Raw genomic sequence first — 17007 nt, 5'->3', positions numbered from 1 at the left:
AAAGACCACTGTCGATTACTCAACAGTGGTCTTGCGTGCTTGGCAACGTCCTACTCTCCCAGGACCCTTCGGTCCAAGTACCATCGGCGCTGGAGGGCTTAACGGTCGTGTTCGGGATGGGTACGCGTGGAACCCCTCCGCTATCGCCACCAAACGGGCATTTACAGCGTAAATGCTCAGGCTTAATCGCCTGAAAACTGAATCCGAATTGAATTTGCGTTTTAAGTATAGGATAAGCCCTCGACCGATTAGTATTGGTCAGCTCCATGCATTACTGCACTTCCACCTCCAACCTATCTACCTCGTCGTCTTCAAGGGGTCTTACTAATTGGGAAATCTCATCTTGAGGGGGGCTTCACGCTTAGATGCTTTCAGCGCTTATCCCGTCCGTACGTAGCTACCCAGCCATGCTTCTGGCGAAACAACTGGTGCACCAGCGGTACGTCCATCCCGGTCCTCTCGTACTAAGGACAGCTCCTCTCAAATTTCCTGCGCCCACGACAGATAGGGACCGAACTGTCTCACGACGTTCTGAACCCAGCTCGCGTACCGCTTTAATGGGCGAACAGCCCAACCCTTGGGACCTACTTCAGCCCCAGGATGCGATGAGCCGACATCGAGGTGCCAAACCTCCCCGTCGATGTGGACTCTTGGGGGAGATAAGCCTGTTATCCCCAGGGTAGCTTTTATCCGTTGAGCGATGGCCCTTCCATGCGGTACCACCGGATCACTAAGTCCGACTTTCGTCCCTGCTCGACTTGTAGGTCTCGCAGTCAAGCTCCCTTATGCCTTTGCACTCTTCGAATGATTTCCAACCATTCTGAGGGAACCTTGGAACGCCTCCGTTACTCTTTAGGAGGCGACCGCCCCAGTCAAACTGCCCGCCTGACACGGTCCCCGTACCCGGTAAGGGTACTAGGTTAGAACCTAGATACGATCAGGGTGGTATCCCAACGGCGCCTCCACCGAAGCTTGCGCTCCGATTTCTACGGCTCCCACCTATCCTGTACAGATCGTACCCAAATTCAATATCAAGCTGCAGTAAAGCTCCATGGGGTCTTTCCGTCTTGTCGCGGGTAACCTGCATCTTCACAGGTATTAAAATTTCACCGGATCTCTCGTTGAGACAGCGCCCAAGTCGTTACGCCATTCGTGCGGGTCAGAATTTACCTGACAAGGAATTTCGCTACCTTAGGACCGTTATAGTTACGGCCGCCGTTTACTGGGGCTTCGGTTCATAGCTTCGGGTTACCCCTAACCACTCCCCTTAACCTTCCAGCACCGGGCAGGCGTCAGCCCGTATACTTCGCCTTGCGGCTTCGCACAGACCTGTGTTTTTGCTAAACAGTCGCTTGGGCCTTTTCACTGCGGCCCCCTCGTGCTATTCACACTACCGGGGCACCCCTTCTCCCGAAGTTACGGGGTCATTTTGCCGAGTTCCTTAACGAGAGTTCTTCCGCGCGCCTTAGAATTCTCTTCTCGCCTACCTGTGTCGGTTTGCGGTACGGGCACCTTCTCCTGGCTAGAGGCTTTTCTTGGCAGTGTGAGATCATGACCTTCGCTACTACAATTTTCGCTCCCCATCACAGCCCAGCCTTAATGATGTGCGGATTTGCCTACACATCAGCCTCACTGCTTAGACGGACATATCCATCAGTCCGCGTCACTACCCTCCTGCGTCACCCCATCGCTCATAGCGGATTACGGTGGTACAGTAATTTCAAACTGTTGTCCTTCGACTACGCCTTTCGGCCTCGCCTTAGGTCCCGACTTACCCTGAGCGGACGAGCCTTCCTCAGGAAACCTTGGGCTTTCGGCGGATCAGATTCTCACTGATCTTTTCGTTACTCATACCGGCATTCTCACTTGTATGCTGTCCAGCGCTCCTTACGGTACACCTTCAACCCACATACAACGCTCCCCTACCCCAGATACATACGTATCTAGCCATAGCTTCGGTGGTGTGTTTAGCCCCGTTACATTTTCGGCGCAGAGTCACTCGACCAGTGAGCTATTACGCACTCTTTCAATGGTGGCTGCTTCTAAGCCAACATCCTGGTTGTCTGTGCAACTCCACATCCTTTCCCACTTAACACACACTTGGGGACCTTAGCTGATGGTCTGGGCTGTTTCCCTTTTGACAATGGATCTTAGCACTCACTGTCTGACTCCCGGCAATAAGTATATGGCATTCGGAGTTTGACTGAGCTTGGTAATCCTTGCGGACCCCGCACCCAATCAGTGCTCTACCTCCACTACTCTTATACCGAGGCTAGCCCTAAAGCTATTTCGGGGAGAACCAGCTATCTCCGAGTTCGATTGGAATTTCTCCGCTACCCCCACCTCATCCCCGCATTTTTCAACATGCGTGGGTTCGGGCCTCCAGTGCGTGTTACCGCACCTTCACCCTGGACAGGGGTAGATCACACGGTTTCGGGTCTACGTCCACATACTCAATCGCCCTATTCAGACTCGCTTTCGCTGCGGCTCCGTCTTCTCGACTTAACCTTGCATGTTAAACGTAACTCGCCGGTTCATTCTACAAAAGGCACGCCATCACCCATAAATAGGGCTCTGACTTTTTGTAAGCACACGGTTTCAGGTTCTATTTCACTCCCCTTCCGGGGTGCTTTTCACCTTTCCCTCACGGTACTGTTTCACTATCGGTCGCCAGGTAGTATTTAGCCTTAGCAGATGGTCCTGCTGGATTCATACGGGGTTTCACGTGCCCCGCACTACTCGGGATCCGTCTCGGAGAGAACACAGTTTAGGTTACAGGGCTTTTACCTCTATCGCGGGCCTTTCCAGACCTCTTCACCTACCATATTCCTTTGTAACTCCATGTGAGACGTCCCACAACCCCTAAGAGCAAGCTCTTAGGTTTAGGCTGTTCCGCGTTCGCTCGCCGCTACTGACGGAATCACTATTGTTTTCTCTTCCTCAGGGTACTTAGATGTTTCAGTTCCCCTGGTCTGCCTCTACACACCCTATGTATTCAGATGTGAGTAACTGCGAATTACCACAGCTGGGTTTCCCCATTCGGACACCCCCGGATCAAAGCTTGCTTACAGCTCCCCGAGGCAGTTTCGTTGTTCGCCACGTCCTTCGTCGGCTCCTGGCGCCTAGGCATCCTCCGTGTGCTCTTATTAGCTTAACCTTGATTTTTCCGCAGGAAAATATCATACAATGACATTCTCTTTGGAATCATCTCACTAATAACATTTACTTGTTTACACAAGTTGCTAAAAGATGTTCTAAAACGCAAATTCGTTTCGGTATCCAGTTTTCAAGGATCAAGTTTAAAGATGAGAGCTTAAACTCTCAAAACTGAGCAACGAGTGAGTAACAGGCCTAAACCTGAGATTTGGAAGTTTAACTTCCGATTTGAATGTCTTCATCGCAGAAGACGATTCTCCATAGAAAGGAGGTGATCCAGCCGCACCTTCCGATACGGCTACCTTGTTACGACTTCACCCCAATCATCTACCCCACCTTCGGCGGCTGGCTCCCTTGCGGGTTACCCCACCGACTTCGGGTGTTGTAAACTCTCGTGGTGTGACGGGCGGTGTGTACAAGACCCGGGAACGTATTCACCGCGGCATGCTGATCCGCGATTACTAGCAATTCCGACTTCATGCAGGCGAGTTGCAGCCTGCAATCCGAACTGAGACCGGCTTTGATGGGATTGGCTTCACCTCGCGGCTTCGCTTCCCGTTGTACCGGCCATTGTAGTACGTGTGTAGCCCAGGTCATAAGGGGCATGATGATTTGACGTCATCCCCACCTTCCTCCGGTTTGTCACCGGCAGTCACTCTAGAGTGCCCAACATTACTTGCTGGCAACTAAAGTTAAGGGTTGCGCTCGTTGCGGGACTTAACCCAACATCTCACGACACGAGCTGACGACAACCATGCACCACCTGTCTCCTCTGTCCCGAAGGCCGCCACTATCTCTAGTGGATTCAGAGGGATGTCAAGACCTGGTAAGGTTCTTCGCGTTGCTTCGAATTAAACCACATACTCCACTGCTTGTGCGGGTCCCCGTCAATTCCTTTGAGTTTCAGTCTTGCGACCGTACTCCCCAGGCGGAGTGCTTACTGTGTTAACTTCGGCACCAAGGGTATCGAAACCCCTAACACCTAGCACTCATCGTTTACGGCGTGGACTACCAGGGTATCTAATCCTGTTTGCTCCCCACGCTTTCGCGCCTCAGCGTCAGTTACAGCCCAGAAAGTCGCCTTCGCCACTGGTGTTCCTCCACATATCTACGCATTTCACCGCTACACGTGGAATTCCACTTTCCTCTTCTGTACTCAAGTCACCCAGTTTCCAGTGCGACCTCAGGTTGAGCCCAAGGTTTAAACACCAGACTTAAATGACCGCCTGCGCGCGCTTTACGCCCAATAATTCCGGACAACGCTTGCCCCCTACGTATTACCGCGGCTGCTGGCACGTAGTTAGCCGGGGCTTTCTTCTCAGGTACCGTCACTCCGATAGCAGTTACTCTACCGGACGTTCTTCCCTGGCAACAGAGCTTTACGATCCGAAAACCTTCATCACTCACGCGGCGTTGCTCCGTCAGACTTTCGTCCATTGCGGAAGATTCCCTACTGCTGCCTCCCGTAGGAGTCTGGGCCGTGTCTCAGTCCCAGTGTGGCCGTTCACCCTCTCAGGTCGGCTACGCATCGTCGCCTTGGTGGGCCGTTACCCCACCAACTAGCTAATGCGCCGCAGGCCCATCCCTCAGTGACAGATTGCTCCGTCTTTCATTCTTTCTTCAGGAGAAAAAAGAAATTATCCGGTATTAGCTACCGTTTCCGGTAGTTATCCCAGTCTAAGGGGCAGGTTGCCTACGTGTTACTCACCCGTCCGCCGCTAAGTTACTTTGAAAGCAAGCTTTCAAAGTAACTCCGCTCGACTTGCATGTATTAGGCACGCCGCCAGCGTTCGTCCTGAGCCAGGATCAAACTCTCCAATTAGTATTGAAAAGAGCGATATGCTCATTTTGAAACATCTGACGAGAAAATTAATTCTCTAATTTTGGATTTCACTTTCGTGATTTCCTACTCACTCGTTGTTCAGTTTTCAAAGATCAAGTTCTCGTTGGCGCCGTTTAATGTCTCAGCAGCAACTCTTATACTATATCATGTTCGGCCGTTTAATGTCAAGCTCTTTTTTTAACTTCTTTTTCGAGCTCGGCATGTGTGTTTCTCGGCCAGAAATAGAATATATCATGTATAGAGATTCATTGCAACACTTTTTTTAATATAATCTATAAATAAGAGACTGTGCTATTAATCTCCCTTTATATATTGGTATATACCTTTTAGCACAGTCTCATTTATACAGTCTCTTAATACTTTCTTCTCTAAGCAATGATCTCCTGAATATACAATTCTCGCTCCAACATTAGGTTCACAATCGTACCCTCTACCTTAATCATAGGACGTGTTGGATTAGCACGGTCAGTAAATATGATCTCTCCATGACGTCCATCGCTCAGACGTATTCTGGTTCCATTAAACAAATCGGTACTCTTCTGTATAAAGGTCTGTACAACGACTGGGTCGAGCTTACCGAAGCTTTCTGTCATTATCTGCTCTAACACTAGATAAGGAGACTGTGCTTTTCTATAGGCCCTTTCTAGGGTCATAGCATGGAATATATCTGCTACCGCAACTACTTTAGCGTAAAAGTGAATCTGGCTACCTTCTAGCTTAAGTGGGTATCCAGACCCGTCAACCTTCTCATGATGCTGCAATGCTGTTAGTCTTACCCCTTCATTAATCGCTGTAACATTACGCAACAATTGATAGCCATATGTAGTATGTCTGCGAACCTCTTCTATTTCAGCACTATTAAGTGACTCCGGCTTATGTAAAAGAGAACTATCTACTTTTGCGTTTCCGATGTCATGTAGCAATCCGGCAAAAGCGATCTGCATCCAATCCTTTTGCGGATACCCGCACCACTGAGCGATCTTATATGATGTTAACGCGGACAGTACGGCATTGTGATAGTTGTAATCCTCGTCTTTTAGCGTACGTGGAGAAAACTTCAACACATGATAATCCTTCAAATGACTAATTAGTAACTCTAATTGACTCCGCAACTCAAAAATAGGAAGTGAGGCTGCCGTTACCGAACGATAGCTGTTCCTAATAAGTGCGATCATTTTTTCATATTCATCATGTAGTGGGGAATTGTTCTTGATCAGCATCGATTCATTTATAATCGCTCCAGCTTTAAGTGCTGTCTGCTTGGCGTTTTTTTTGACAGCATCAGAGTTGGCCTCTCCCTGAACACCTTCGATCTCCACTTGCCCAACCAAAAAAGCTTCTAAAATTTCTAGATCACGGGGGAGTAGTATCTTTCCCTTGGTGAACAAAATTCCCCCCAAAGGTGTAATTACATCTTTGGTTATCTTTGAGCCCGCTTTAACTTCTCCAGCCAATACACTTGGCATATACTCAGCCCCTTAATTTCTATAACAATAAGCTCAGGATTACCGAAATCTAATATGACAGATAATTTCTGAGAAAATAGTACTTTATATACTGATTTATACTCTATCGGCTAATTATAGTACGGATAAAAGGAAGCGACTAGTGAAATGAAAACTATTCTTATAAAAATCCTCATTAAATTTCATTAAATAACTAGCTATTAATTAATCACAGCAAAAAGAGCAAGGGTCTCTGTAATAGAAGCCCTTGCTCTTTATTGAATAAAACCTACTCTAAATTATCTTCTTGATCCTCAGCGATTGTTTCCGGTTGATCAATATCACCAGATTCATCTACTGTTACTTGTTCCTCGAGGCCTTCCATATCTTCAGACAATTCGTCTTCTTCGTTCTTATCTGCTCTGCACAGAGTAGCCACTGCATCATCCTCGCGGATGTTAATTAGCTTAACCCCTTGCGCATAACGACCCATAGTAGAGATTCCATCCATGCTGGTACGAATCAAGGTACCGCTTGTAGTAATGATCATTAAGTCTTCATCGTTCTTAACCACTTTTAGACCAACTACAGGGCCATTCTTCTCCGTGAGATTAATGGTCTTGATTCCTTTACCACCACGAGTCTGGGAACGATAGTCACCGGCTGGTGTCCGTTTACCATAACCCTTGCTAGTAACAATCAGAACCTCAAGCTCCTTATCGACACAATCCATACCGATGACATGGTCATTACTATCAAGCGTAATGCCCTTCACGCCTGTCGCGCTACGACCCATAGAACGAACATCATTCTCTGAGAACGTAATCGACATTCCGCGAGCTGTACCGATAATAAGATTTTGCTGTCCATCTGTCAGCTTAACCTCAATTAGAGAATCCTCTTCACGAAGGTTAATAGCGATAAGTCCGCCTTTGCGGATGTTATTGTAATCCTCAAGCGGCGTCTTCTTCACGATACCTTCGCGGGTAGCAAAGAACAAGTACTTGTCACTATCGGTTTCTTCCACTTGGATTACGGCACTAATCTTCTCACCTTGTTCAATTTGAATCAGGTTGATGATTGGTGTCCCACGTGCTGTACGTCCCAGCTCTGGGATCTCATAAGCTTTAATCCGGTATACCTTACCCTTATCGGTAAAGAACATCAGATAGTTATGAGAGTTACTCACGAAGAGATGCTCCACAAAGTCCTGATCCTTGGTGTCCATCCCCATGACTCCGCGCCCTCCACGCTTCTGACTGCGGTAGGTGCTGACAGGTAGACGTTTGATGTATCCCGTATGTGTAATAGTGATAACAACCTCTTCACGCGGAATAAGGTCTTCATCCAGGATACTTTCTTCACCAACGGTAATCTCTGTCCGGCGTTCATCAGAATATCTATCACGAATATCCTGCAGCTCGTTACTGATGATTTCCAGTACAAGATGCTCATTCGCCAAAATTTCACGGTACTCTGCAATTTTAGCTAGCAATTCGTTATATTCATTCTCGATCTTTTCTCTTTCCAGACCGGTCAGACGCTGCATCCGCATATCGAGGATCGCTTGAGCCTGCTCTACACTAAGGCTAAAGGTGCTCATTAATCCCTCACGGGCTATGTCCGTTGTCCGAGAAGCACGAATTAACGCAATCACTTCATCCAGATGATCCAGCGCAATACGCAGACCTTCTAAAATATGAGCGCGTGCTTCGGCTTTTTTAAGATCAAATATTGTACGACGACGAATAACTTCAATCTGGTGCTGCAAATAATGATAGAGCACATCACGCAGATTAAGAATTTTCGGCTCGTTGTTTACGATGGCCAGCATGTTGATACCAAATGTAGATTGCATAGAAGTATGTTTATATAGATTGTTCAACACAACATTTGGATTCACATCACGTCTCATCTCGACAACTACACGCATACCGTTACGGTCAGACTCATCTCGAAGATCCGTTATACCCTCGATCCGTTTCTCACGTACTAATTCTGCGATTTTCTCAACCAGTCTCGCCTTATTCACCTGATACGGCAGCTCATGTACAATGATGCGAGCCTTACCGTTATTCTCTTCAATCGTTGCCTTTGCACGCATGGTCACTGAACCACGCCCCGTACGATAAGCCTGACGAATACCCTCACGACCCAAAATATATCCAGCCGTTGGGAAATCTGGGCCTTGGATATACTCCATCAATTCCATAGGTGTGATATCAGGATTCTTAATCATCGCCTGCACACCATCGATAACTTCACCTAGGTTATGCGGTGGAATATTAGTAGCCATACCTACAGCTATACCAGATACCCCATTAACGAGCAGGTTCGGATAGCGAGCTGGTAATACAACTGGCTCATTCTCTTCACCATCATAGTTGGGTGCGAAATCAACTGTTTCTTTGTTCAAATCTCGAAGCATTTCGCCTGCAATCTTGGAAAGACGGGCTTCTGTATAACGCATCGCTGCAGCCATATCACCATCAATCGAACCAAAGTTCCCGTGACCGTCCACAAGCATATAGCGCATAGAGAAATCCTGAGCCATCCGTACCATTGTTTCATAGACGGCTGAGTCACCGTGAGGGTGGTACTTACCGATAACCTCACCGACGATTCTTGCCGATTTCTTATGAGGCTTATCCGCAGACATTCCAAGTTCCGACATCGCAAACAAAATGCGTCGGTGAACCGGCTTGAGTCCGTCCCGCACATCTGGCAAAGCCCGGCTAACAATGATGCTCATTGCGTAATCCATAAAGGATTCACGCATTTCCACGCCAATGTCCCGATCTTTGACTTGTGGGTTATTTTGTTCAGCCATGAGTTGCTGGACCTCCTTCAGTTAAAAAACCGCTACCCTTAATTATATTACTTTCACAAAAGTAGCACAATTAAACATGATAGCCTTTTATCTTCTAATATTGATTTCTTTTGCGCTGATTAGGGTATTCGCCCTTTCCGCAAATGTCTTTAGTACATAGACTGTAAAGACAAGAAACACGGTTTTATTATCCTAGTATCGTTCGATAAGGCATAACCCCATATCCTTATATTATACCATTGTTTAGGTAGCTTGTCCTGATTTTCAGCTGCCAAAGATTATGCTTCCACAGCAAGTTTTGTACAAGGGAATTCAAAAGAGCAAATGCTGCACAAAATTGTTAAGGAGGAAGATAATGAAGATTCAACGAGTCCCAAGTAAATGGGCTAAAACAAAAGTTATCCTTCAAAATCAATCTCTATCTCTATATGTGCCTGATACTCGTAAATATGATTTAAATGTTCTTAAAGAAATGCTTGCGTTATATGCCATGGTCTATATAAAACCTGATCGCGGAAGCTTTGGTATTGGTGTAATGAGAGCTGAGCAGCGTACGGTGATGTTAAGCCCTAGCCAGCAGAAGACTGAAATGACTGTCACCGCCAATAACGAGGAGAGAGAACAGCAAGAAGCACAGGTCCTATATATTTTAAGATATGCAAAGACGGCAGAAGTTTTCTTCTCCCCCGAAGAGCTGCATGAGGCCTTACAGAAACGAATTCAGAACCGTACCTACCTCGTCCAAAAAGGAATTGATCTCCTGCGTCACCAAGATCGTCCCTTCGACCTTCGAGTTCTTGCCCAAAAGACTCCATCAGGTGCATGGGAAACAACAGGAATGCTCGGAAGAGTAGCTGCCCCTCAGAAAATCGTCACCAATTATCATAGTGGAGGCAGTATTCTGTCAGTAAATACATTATTAAAAAATCATATGAACCCTTCTGAAACACTCTCCACGATTAATCAATTAAAATCTTTAGGGGTACAAATTGCAGGCCAATTGGAAACCACCTATCCAGGAATTAAAGAAATTGGTCTGGATATTGCCATGGATCAACATATGGATATGTGGCTGCTTGAGGTCAACACGCTTCCATCCATTGTTGTATTCAAGTTATTTCCTGATAAATCTATCTATCGTAGAATACACCGCTATGCTGTAGCATACGGACGTGTAAAAGCTAGAAAATCCCCATATACTACCCGCAATAGGCATTATACTAAAGCCTAAAAAATCAGCTCTGAAACCAAAAAAACCTCCAGCATTCTCATTCCGTTAGGAACAGAAGCCGGAGGTTTTTATGCTTGAATGTAATTGTTACACATCAAGGTATCTGACGCTCTTCGCATGCTCATGGATAAAGTCACGTCTTGGTTCAACATTATCGCCCATCAGCGTATCAAAGATACTATCAGCGAGCATCGCATCTTCAATCGTTACTTGTAGCATCATACGAGCCTCAGGATCCATCGTCGTGTCCCACAGCTGGGTAGCATTCATTTCACCCAAACCTTTGTAGCGCTGAACATTGACCTTAACATTCTCACCAAAAGAGGCGATAATCTCATCGCGTTCCTTCTCGCTACCTGCATAACGGATCACTTTGTTGCGTTCTATCTTAAACAATGGCGGTTGTGCGATATAGATATAACCTGCATCTACTAGCTTCCGCATGTAACGGTAGAAGAATGTTAACAACAGAGTTCTAATATGAGCTCCATCGACGTCGGCATCCGTCATAATAACGACTTTATGGTAACGAGCCTTCGATAGGTCAAAATCATCACTGATTCCTGTACCAAGAGCAGTAATAATAGCCCGGATCTCGGCGTTGGATAAAATACGGTCTAAGCGTGCCTTTTCTACGTTTAGAATCTTACCACGCAGCGGTAGAATCGCTTGGAAATGACGATCCCGGCCCTGCTTGGCCGATCCACCCGCAGAGTCACCTTCGACGATATACAGTTCGCTGATAGACGCATCCTTGGATGAACAGTCCGCAAGTTTACCAGGTAGTGCACTGACTTCAAGCGCACTCTTACGGCGGGTTAACTCACGAGCCTTACGAGCGGCTTCTCGTGCACGTGAAGCTGAAAGCGACTTCTCAAGGACACGGCGTGATACTGCCGGATTCTCTTCCAGGAATTCCTGCAATTTCTCTCCGAACAGTGATTCTACTATTCCACGGACTTCACTATTTCCGAGCTTAGTCTTCGTTTGACCTTCGAACTGAGGCTCTGGAATTTTGACAGAAATAATGGCTGTCAATCCTTCACGCACGTCGTCGCCAGTCAGATTTGAATTACCATCCTTCAGCACACCCGCTTTACGGGCGTAATCGTTGATAATACGTGTTAGAGCACTTTTGAAGCCGGATTCATGCGTTCCGCCCTCATGGGTATTAATATTATTCGCAAAAGAGTAGATGTTCTCTGTATACGAATCATTATATTGGAGAGCTACTTCAACCTGAATCATATCCCGTGAGCCTTCCACGTAGATTGGTTCCTCGTGCAGCGCTTCTTTTTTCTCATTCAGATATTTCACATATTCAACGATACCACCCTCATATTTGAACACGTTGGTGACATCGGTCCGCTCATCATGCAGTGAAAGCTCAATTCCTTTGTTAAGAAAAGCTAGCTCCCGAATACGAGTAAGCAGTGTCGCATATTCAAAGACCGTGGTTTCAGTAAAGATTTCAGGGTCCGGATGAAAAGTTGTAGTCGTACCTGTCTCTTCCGTATCTCCAACAACTTTGATCTCATACTGTGGTGCACCACGTCTGTATTCCTGCTGATAAATATGCCCATCACGCTTAACATTAACAACAACCTTCTCAGACAAGGCATTTACTACGGAGATACCCACACCGTGTAAGCCGCCTGATACTTTATATCCGCCGCCGCCGAATTTACCGCCTGCATGCAGTACTGTCATTACAACTTCAAGCGTCGACTTTTTAAGTTTTTCATTTTCACCTACAGGTATGCCACGTCCATTATCGATAACAGTAATCCCGTTATCCTCATGAATAATCACTTGAATCCGGTCACAATAACCTGCTAGGGCTTCATCGATACTATTATCTACGACCTCCCACACCAAGTGATGGAGACCTTTAGAACTAGTGGAACCAATATACATGCCCGGACGTTTCCGGACAGCTTCTAGCCCTTCCAGTACCTGAATCTGGCTCTCATCATATGTCGGTTGATTCATTGACATGCCTTCACCTACTTCTTTCAGATTATCTCTTTGTTACTAAACGCAAGTTATATTTCGAGCAAAATTTTGGCTCTTTTTTTGAGAGTGGAGGAGGAAATGGGGGAGTAATACACGATATTTTTAGTTACGACAATAGATTTTGCTTCCTCTTCACCAATCCGCTCAAGCTTCTTGTCCTGCTCAGAGTGAATGACGAATTGCTTAGACACCTTGGAAGATTTCTCAATCGAAATATCAAATATTGCAATTAACTCCGAAGAGCGAATAATCTTCTCCCCGCCCAAATGAATATACATGATCTTCCTCCGCTCTTTATAACTCCACTTTTCCATCATGAACATGATATAGGCTGGCGCCCTTTAATTTATCGGCATTCAGACCCTCAATCCCGGTAGCGGTAATGAATGTCTGTACCTTGCTTTGAAAGGTTTCAATAAGCTGGGTCTGTCGGTAAGGATCAAGTTCGGATAAAACATCATCAAGAAGCAGCACAGGATATTCTCCGATTTCTTCATGGATCAGCTCGATTTCCGCCAGCTTGAGCGATAAAGCCGTTGTACGCTGCTGTCCCTGAGAACCGTAGACCTGGGCTTCCCTTCCGTTGATAAAAAAGGACAGGTCATCCCGATGGGGACCCGTCAGCGTCATGCCGCGCCTGATTTCTTGTTCTCTCGTTTGTGATAACTTTAACATAAAATTGTCTAATAAGACAGCTTCATCTTCCTCATCCCGATCGCCGAAAGAGGGGACATAGAGCAATTTCAGTTCTTCTCCGCCGTTCGTAATCCCCCGGTGTATGCTTTCAGCCCATATTTGCAGCTTCTTTATGAATTGTTTCCTTTTTTTGACGATTTTAACACCATGCTCCACAAGTTGAGCATCCCAAATTTCCAAAAGGTCTTTTCCCGCTGCCTCTTTCCCCCACAACTGCTTCAGCAAATTGCCTCTTTGTAAGAGAATTTTTTGATACTGCTGGAGGTGAAATAGATAACTGGGCTGGACTTGGCCAATCTCCATATCGAGAAAACGCCGTCTGATGCCAGGTGTGCCTTTGACTATCTCTAAATCTTCCGGTGCAAACATGACCACATTGAGTGATCCCACAAACTCACTAAGACGTCGCTGTTCTAAACCGTTAATCTTAGCTTTTTTACCTTTGGCAGATAGGGTGAGCTCTAGCTTGAGATCGCCGTACTTACGTTCTACCTCGGCAATGATCTGAGCAGCGTCTCCAGGGGCATCAAATGAGATAAGTTCGCGATCCTTCGAGGTGCGGTGGCTTTTGGTCATCGCCAGGACGAACAATGCCTCCATGAGGTTTGTTTTGCCTTGGGCGTTCTGACCCAGAATCAGATTCACATCGCCCAAGCTCTCCAGACGCAGCAGCCCGTAATTCCGATAATGCTGCAGACCGATATTTTTAACAAACACGAAATGGTTCCTCCCCTAGCCTACTCCTCTTTGACTCCTCCGCCTTCAACCTGAAATGTGCCGTTATCCTGCACTTCAATTTGATCACCCGGATAAAGTTTTCTTCCGCGCCGTTCCTCTACTTCTCCGTTAACAAGTACATGTCCTTCTTGCAGCAAAGCTTTAGCCATTCCACCTGTGGATACACAATCAGAAAGTTTCAGGAATTGATCCAGCTTAATATATCCACTGTGGATAAGTATTTTTTTCATGGTTTTTATCCTTTCAGCCACTTATCCACATGTTCATGAATGTTGGCATTAATTTGTTGTACGGTAAGGCAAAATAATATACAAGCTATTGGTTTGATCGAGTGGCTTCAAAATGATCGGACTCATCATTCCTGTAAATGCTATTACAAGCTGCTCACTCTCAATAACTTTTAAGACATCGAGCATATATTTGGAGTTGAAAGATATTTTGAGCGGTTCACCTTTGAAATCAATGACTTCAAGTTCTTCGCGAACTTTACCAAGCTCAGAAGAGCTAGATGAAATTTCAATACCACCTTGCTCAAGCGTCTGCATGCGCACAATATTGGTTTTTTCTTCACGGGACAGCAAATAAGCACGATCAATCGATTCGCTTAATTTTTTTGTGTCCAAAGTTAGTTCTGTTTTGTAGGTTGTTGGAATAATTCTAGAAGTATCCGGATAAATTCCATCAAGGATCCGTGAATAGAACAGTACTTTGTCGATTTTAAAGAGAACTTGATTGTCCGCAACCACAATATCAACGAGCATATTTTGATCAGGAATAATCTTGCTTAGCTCATTAAGAGTTTTACCGGCGATTACGATATTTGCAAATTGGACATTCTCCGTACCTTCTAATCTTGCTGCTCTTGTAGCTAAGCGGTGACGGTCTGTCGCTGTAAACTTAAACTCATTATCAGCCAGATTCCACAGTATACCTGTTAAAATCGGAGTTGTCTCTTGGGTAGAAATAGAAAAAGCGGTTTGTTTAATCATATTTTTCAGCAAATCACCTGGCAGGGAGATCGTATCGTTCTCCTCAATACTCGGTAGCACCGGGAATTCTTCAGGGTCTAAACCTACGATCTGAATCTCAGTGGATCCAGAAGAAATATACGTTTGGAATCCTTCTTTAACTTCCATGTGAATCTCTTTGGAGGGCAGCTTCTTAATAATTTCGACGAAAAATTTAGCGGGAAGAACAACACTTCCTGGCTGATCTATCTTCACGATCGTATGGCTATCATTCTCTGCTGGAATAAACGATTGAATCGAAATATCGGTGTCGCTTGCAGTTAATGTCACGCCTTGATGGCTAACTTCCAGCTTAATACCGGTCAGAATAGGGATTGTTGTTCTACTGGATATAGCTTTGGATACGTGTTGAATGGATTCGTTGAGTTCATTTTTAAGAATGCTTATTTTCATGATTTCACTCCTAGCTGAAAAATTGGGAATTTCGTTGTATTGGTATCTCTTTATTACGCGTCTTTACATGATGAATTATTATAGTTATTTAATAGTATTAGTAGTAGGGGCGTCTAATATGTGGATAACCCTATCAAATAGCATAAAATTAAGCCTACCCACATGTGTATAGATTGTGTATAGGCTCTTTGTTCCTCTTAGGAAGGATTTTTAATTTTCTCCGCAAGATTATTTACCACTTTGTACAACTCCTGATCGACCTTTAATGACTGTGTAATTTTGTCATGCGCATGAATTACGGTCGTATGGTCACGTCCTCCGAATGCCTCACCAATCTTAGGGAGCGAATAATCGGTTAGTTCACGGGAGAGATACATTGCGATTTGACGTGGAAAAGCTACGGCTTTCGTACGTTTTCGCGCTTTGAAGTCTTCAAGGCGTAAATTGTAGTATTCACCGACTTTTTGCTGAATATCAGCGATGGTAATCATCTTAGGCCGGCTGGAAGGAATAATATCCTTGAGTGCTTCAGCTGCCAAATGAGTGGTTACATCCTGGTTAGTTAGCGAAGAGTAAGCAACAACCCGGATTAATGCACCCTCCAGCTCACGAATATTGGTGTCAATCTGGTTAGCAATATACATCATGGCCTCATTAGGGATATCAAGGTTCTCTGCCTTCGCCTTTTTGCGCAAAATCGCAATTCGGGTTTCTAGATCGGGTGGTTGAATATCCGTAATCAAGCCCCACTCGAACCGGGAACGTAGCCGTTCTTCCAGTGTGGGAATTTCCTTTGGCGGTCGGTCGCTGGAGATGATAATTTGCTTGCGTTCTTCGTGGAGCGCATTGAACGTATGAAAAAACTCCTCCTGCGTGGACTCTTTTCCAGCGAGGAATTGAATATCGTCAATAAGCAAAATGTCAACGTTACGATACTTATTGCGGAAGCTTTCACCGCGGTTATCACGGATTGAATTGATAAATTCATTCGTGAATTTCTCTGATGAGATGTAAATAACCTTGTTATTCGGGTTATGTTCTAGAACATAGTGCCCAATGGCATGCATTAAATGGGTTTTGCCCAGACCTACACCACCATATAAAAACAAGGGATTGTATGCTTTGGCCGGCGCTTCGGCTACTGCCAGTGAGGCTGCATGCGCAAAACGGTTGCCGGAGCCGATTACAAAAGTGTCAAAAGTGTACTTGGGATTGAGTAGATGCGTTTGCGCTTCTTCTCGTGATACTACGGGAGTGGGAGCGGATTGTTGAACCACAAGCTCAGGCGGCTTGCTTTCTTCAATCACGAATTTTACATCCACTTGTTTCCCAGTGACTTCGTAGACCGTTGCTCCTACTAGTTTGGTGTAGCGACTTTCCAGCCATTCTACTGCGAACGTTGTAGGTGCCGAGATAATGAGAACCTGGGAGTTGAAGGTTATCGCTTTAGTAGCCTTAAACCAGGTATCAAAGCTCGGCTTGCTTAATTTGGTTTGAATAATCGATAAAATTTGCTGCCATAATTCGGAAGTATGGCTGTCCACAGACTGTCACTCCTTTAAATCTTCCAAATGTGGCATCAGCCATGAAGTGGAAATGTCGAAGAAAATAGGTTGGTGCTGATATTTATC

The 17007-nt window shown here is 45.6% G+C and carries 9 protein-coding genes and 3 rRNA genes; 1 reads left to right on the top strand and 11 read right to left on the bottom strand.

The window, feature by feature from the left end:
• Nucleotides 1-37: 37 nt before the first annotated feature.
• From rrf to gyrA, 5 genes are all read right to left on the bottom strand, one after another.
• Nucleotides 38-154, bottom strand: a 5S ribosomal RNA gene (rrf, locus tag H70737_RS00060).
• A 74-nt stretch (nucleotides 155-228) separates the two neighbouring features.
• Nucleotides 229-3157, bottom strand: a 23S ribosomal RNA gene (locus H70737_RS00055).
• 263 nt (nucleotides 3158-3420) lie between these two features.
• Nucleotides 3421-4978, bottom strand: a 16S ribosomal RNA gene (locus H70737_RS00050).
• The 16S, 23S and 5S rRNA genes sit together here, the layout of an rRNA operon.
• A gap of 389 nt (nucleotides 4979-5367) precedes the next feature.
• Nucleotides 5368-6465, bottom strand: a complete 1098-nt coding sequence (locus H70737_RS00045) for an HD-GYP domain-containing protein (protein ID WP_042183786.1) — start codon at nucleotides 6463-6465, stop codon at nucleotides 5368-5370.
• Nucleotides 6466-6733: 268 nt separating this feature from the next.
• Entirely contained in the window at nucleotides 6734-9274 is a 2541-nt protein-coding gene (gyrA, locus tag H70737_RS00040; protein WP_042183783.1) for a DNA gyrase subunit A, read from the bottom strand.
• A gap of 355 nt (nucleotides 9275-9629) precedes the next feature.
• Between gyrA and H70737_RS00035 the strand changes: the two genes are divergently transcribed.
• Nucleotides 9630-10505, top strand: coding sequence for a YheC/YheD family protein (locus H70737_RS00035; protein WP_042183781.1), 876 nt, complete (start codon nucleotides 9630-9632; stop codon nucleotides 10503-10505).
• Nucleotides 10506-10592: 87 nt separating this feature from the next.
• Here the strand turns inward: H70737_RS00035 and gyrB are convergent, their stop codons facing one another.
• The 6 genes from gyrB to dnaA all read right to left on the bottom strand — a co-directional run bounded on the left by gyrB (nucleotide 10593) and on the right by dnaA (nucleotide 16920).
• A complete protein-coding gene (gene gyrB / locus H70737_RS00030; protein ID WP_042183779.1) occupies nucleotides 10593-12503 on the bottom strand; it encodes a DNA topoisomerase (ATP-hydrolyzing) subunit B in 1911 nt (636 codons plus the stop codon).
• 47 nt (nucleotides 12504-12550) lie between these two features.
• Nucleotides 12551-12799 (bottom strand): extracellular matrix regulator RemB, encoded by a 249-nt coding sequence (remB, locus tag H70737_RS00025; protein WP_036677731.1) that lies wholly within the window; start codon nucleotides 12797-12799, stop codon nucleotides 12551-12553.
• A gap of 16 nt (nucleotides 12800-12815) precedes the next feature.
• Nucleotides 12816-13934, bottom strand: coding sequence for a DNA replication/repair protein RecF (recF, locus tag H70737_RS00020; protein WP_042123050.1), 1119 nt, complete (start codon nucleotides 13932-13934; stop codon nucleotides 12816-12818).
• 20 nt (nucleotides 13935-13954) lie between these two features.
• Nucleotides 13955-14185 (bottom strand): S4 domain-containing protein YaaA, encoded by a 231-nt coding sequence (gene yaaA / locus H70737_RS00015; protein WP_042123047.1) that lies wholly within the window; start codon nucleotides 14183-14185, stop codon nucleotides 13955-13957.
• Nucleotides 14186-14233: 48 nt separating this feature from the next.
• Entirely contained in the window at nucleotides 14234-15376 is a 1143-nt protein-coding gene (gene dnaN, locus H70737_RS00010) for a DNA polymerase III subunit beta (RefSeq protein WP_042123045.1), read from the bottom strand.
• Nucleotides 15377-15573: 197 nt separating this feature from the next.
• Nucleotides 15574-16920, bottom strand: a complete 1347-nt coding sequence (gene dnaA / locus H70737_RS00005; protein WP_042183777.1) for a chromosomal replication initiator protein DnaA — start codon at nucleotides 16918-16920, stop codon at nucleotides 15574-15576.
• Nucleotides 16921-17007 lie beyond the last annotated feature (87 nt).

This window comes from Paenibacillus sp. FSL H7-0737 (assembly GCF_000758545.1).
Lineage (GTDB): Bacteria > Bacillota > Bacilli > Paenibacillales > Paenibacillaceae > Paenibacillus_AQ.
This window is presented reverse-complemented; position numbering and strand designations above follow the sequence as displayed.

What these genes read in the sequence shown, in the direction of transcription:
- H70737_RS00045 (WP_042183786.1), bottom strand. Translation starts at nt 6,465, where the DNA reads ATGCCAAGTGTATTGGCTGGAGAAGTTAAAGCGGGCTCAAAGATAACC.
- gyrA (WP_042183783.1), bottom strand. Translation starts at nt 9,274, where the DNA reads ATGGCTGAACAAAATAACCCACAAGTCAAAGATCGGGACATTGGCGTG.
- H70737_RS00035 (WP_042183781.1), top strand. Translation starts at nt 9,630, where the DNA reads ATGAAGATTCAACGAGTCCCAAGTAAATGGGCTAAAACAAAAGTTATC.
- gyrB (WP_042183779.1), bottom strand. Translation starts at nt 12,503, where the DNA reads ATGTCAATGAATCAACCGACATATGATGAGAGCCAGATTCAGGTACTG.
- remB (WP_036677731.1), bottom strand. Translation starts at nt 12,799, where the DNA reads ATGTATATTCATTTGGGCGGGGAGAAGATTATTCGCTCTTCGGAGTTA.
- yaaA (WP_042123047.1), bottom strand. Translation starts at nt 14,185, where the DNA reads ATGAAAAAAATACTTATCCACAGTGGATATATTAAGCTGGATCAATTC.
- dnaN (WP_042123045.1), bottom strand. Translation starts at nt 15,376, where the DNA reads ATGAAAATAAGCATTCTTAAAAATGAACTCAACGAATCCATTCAACAC.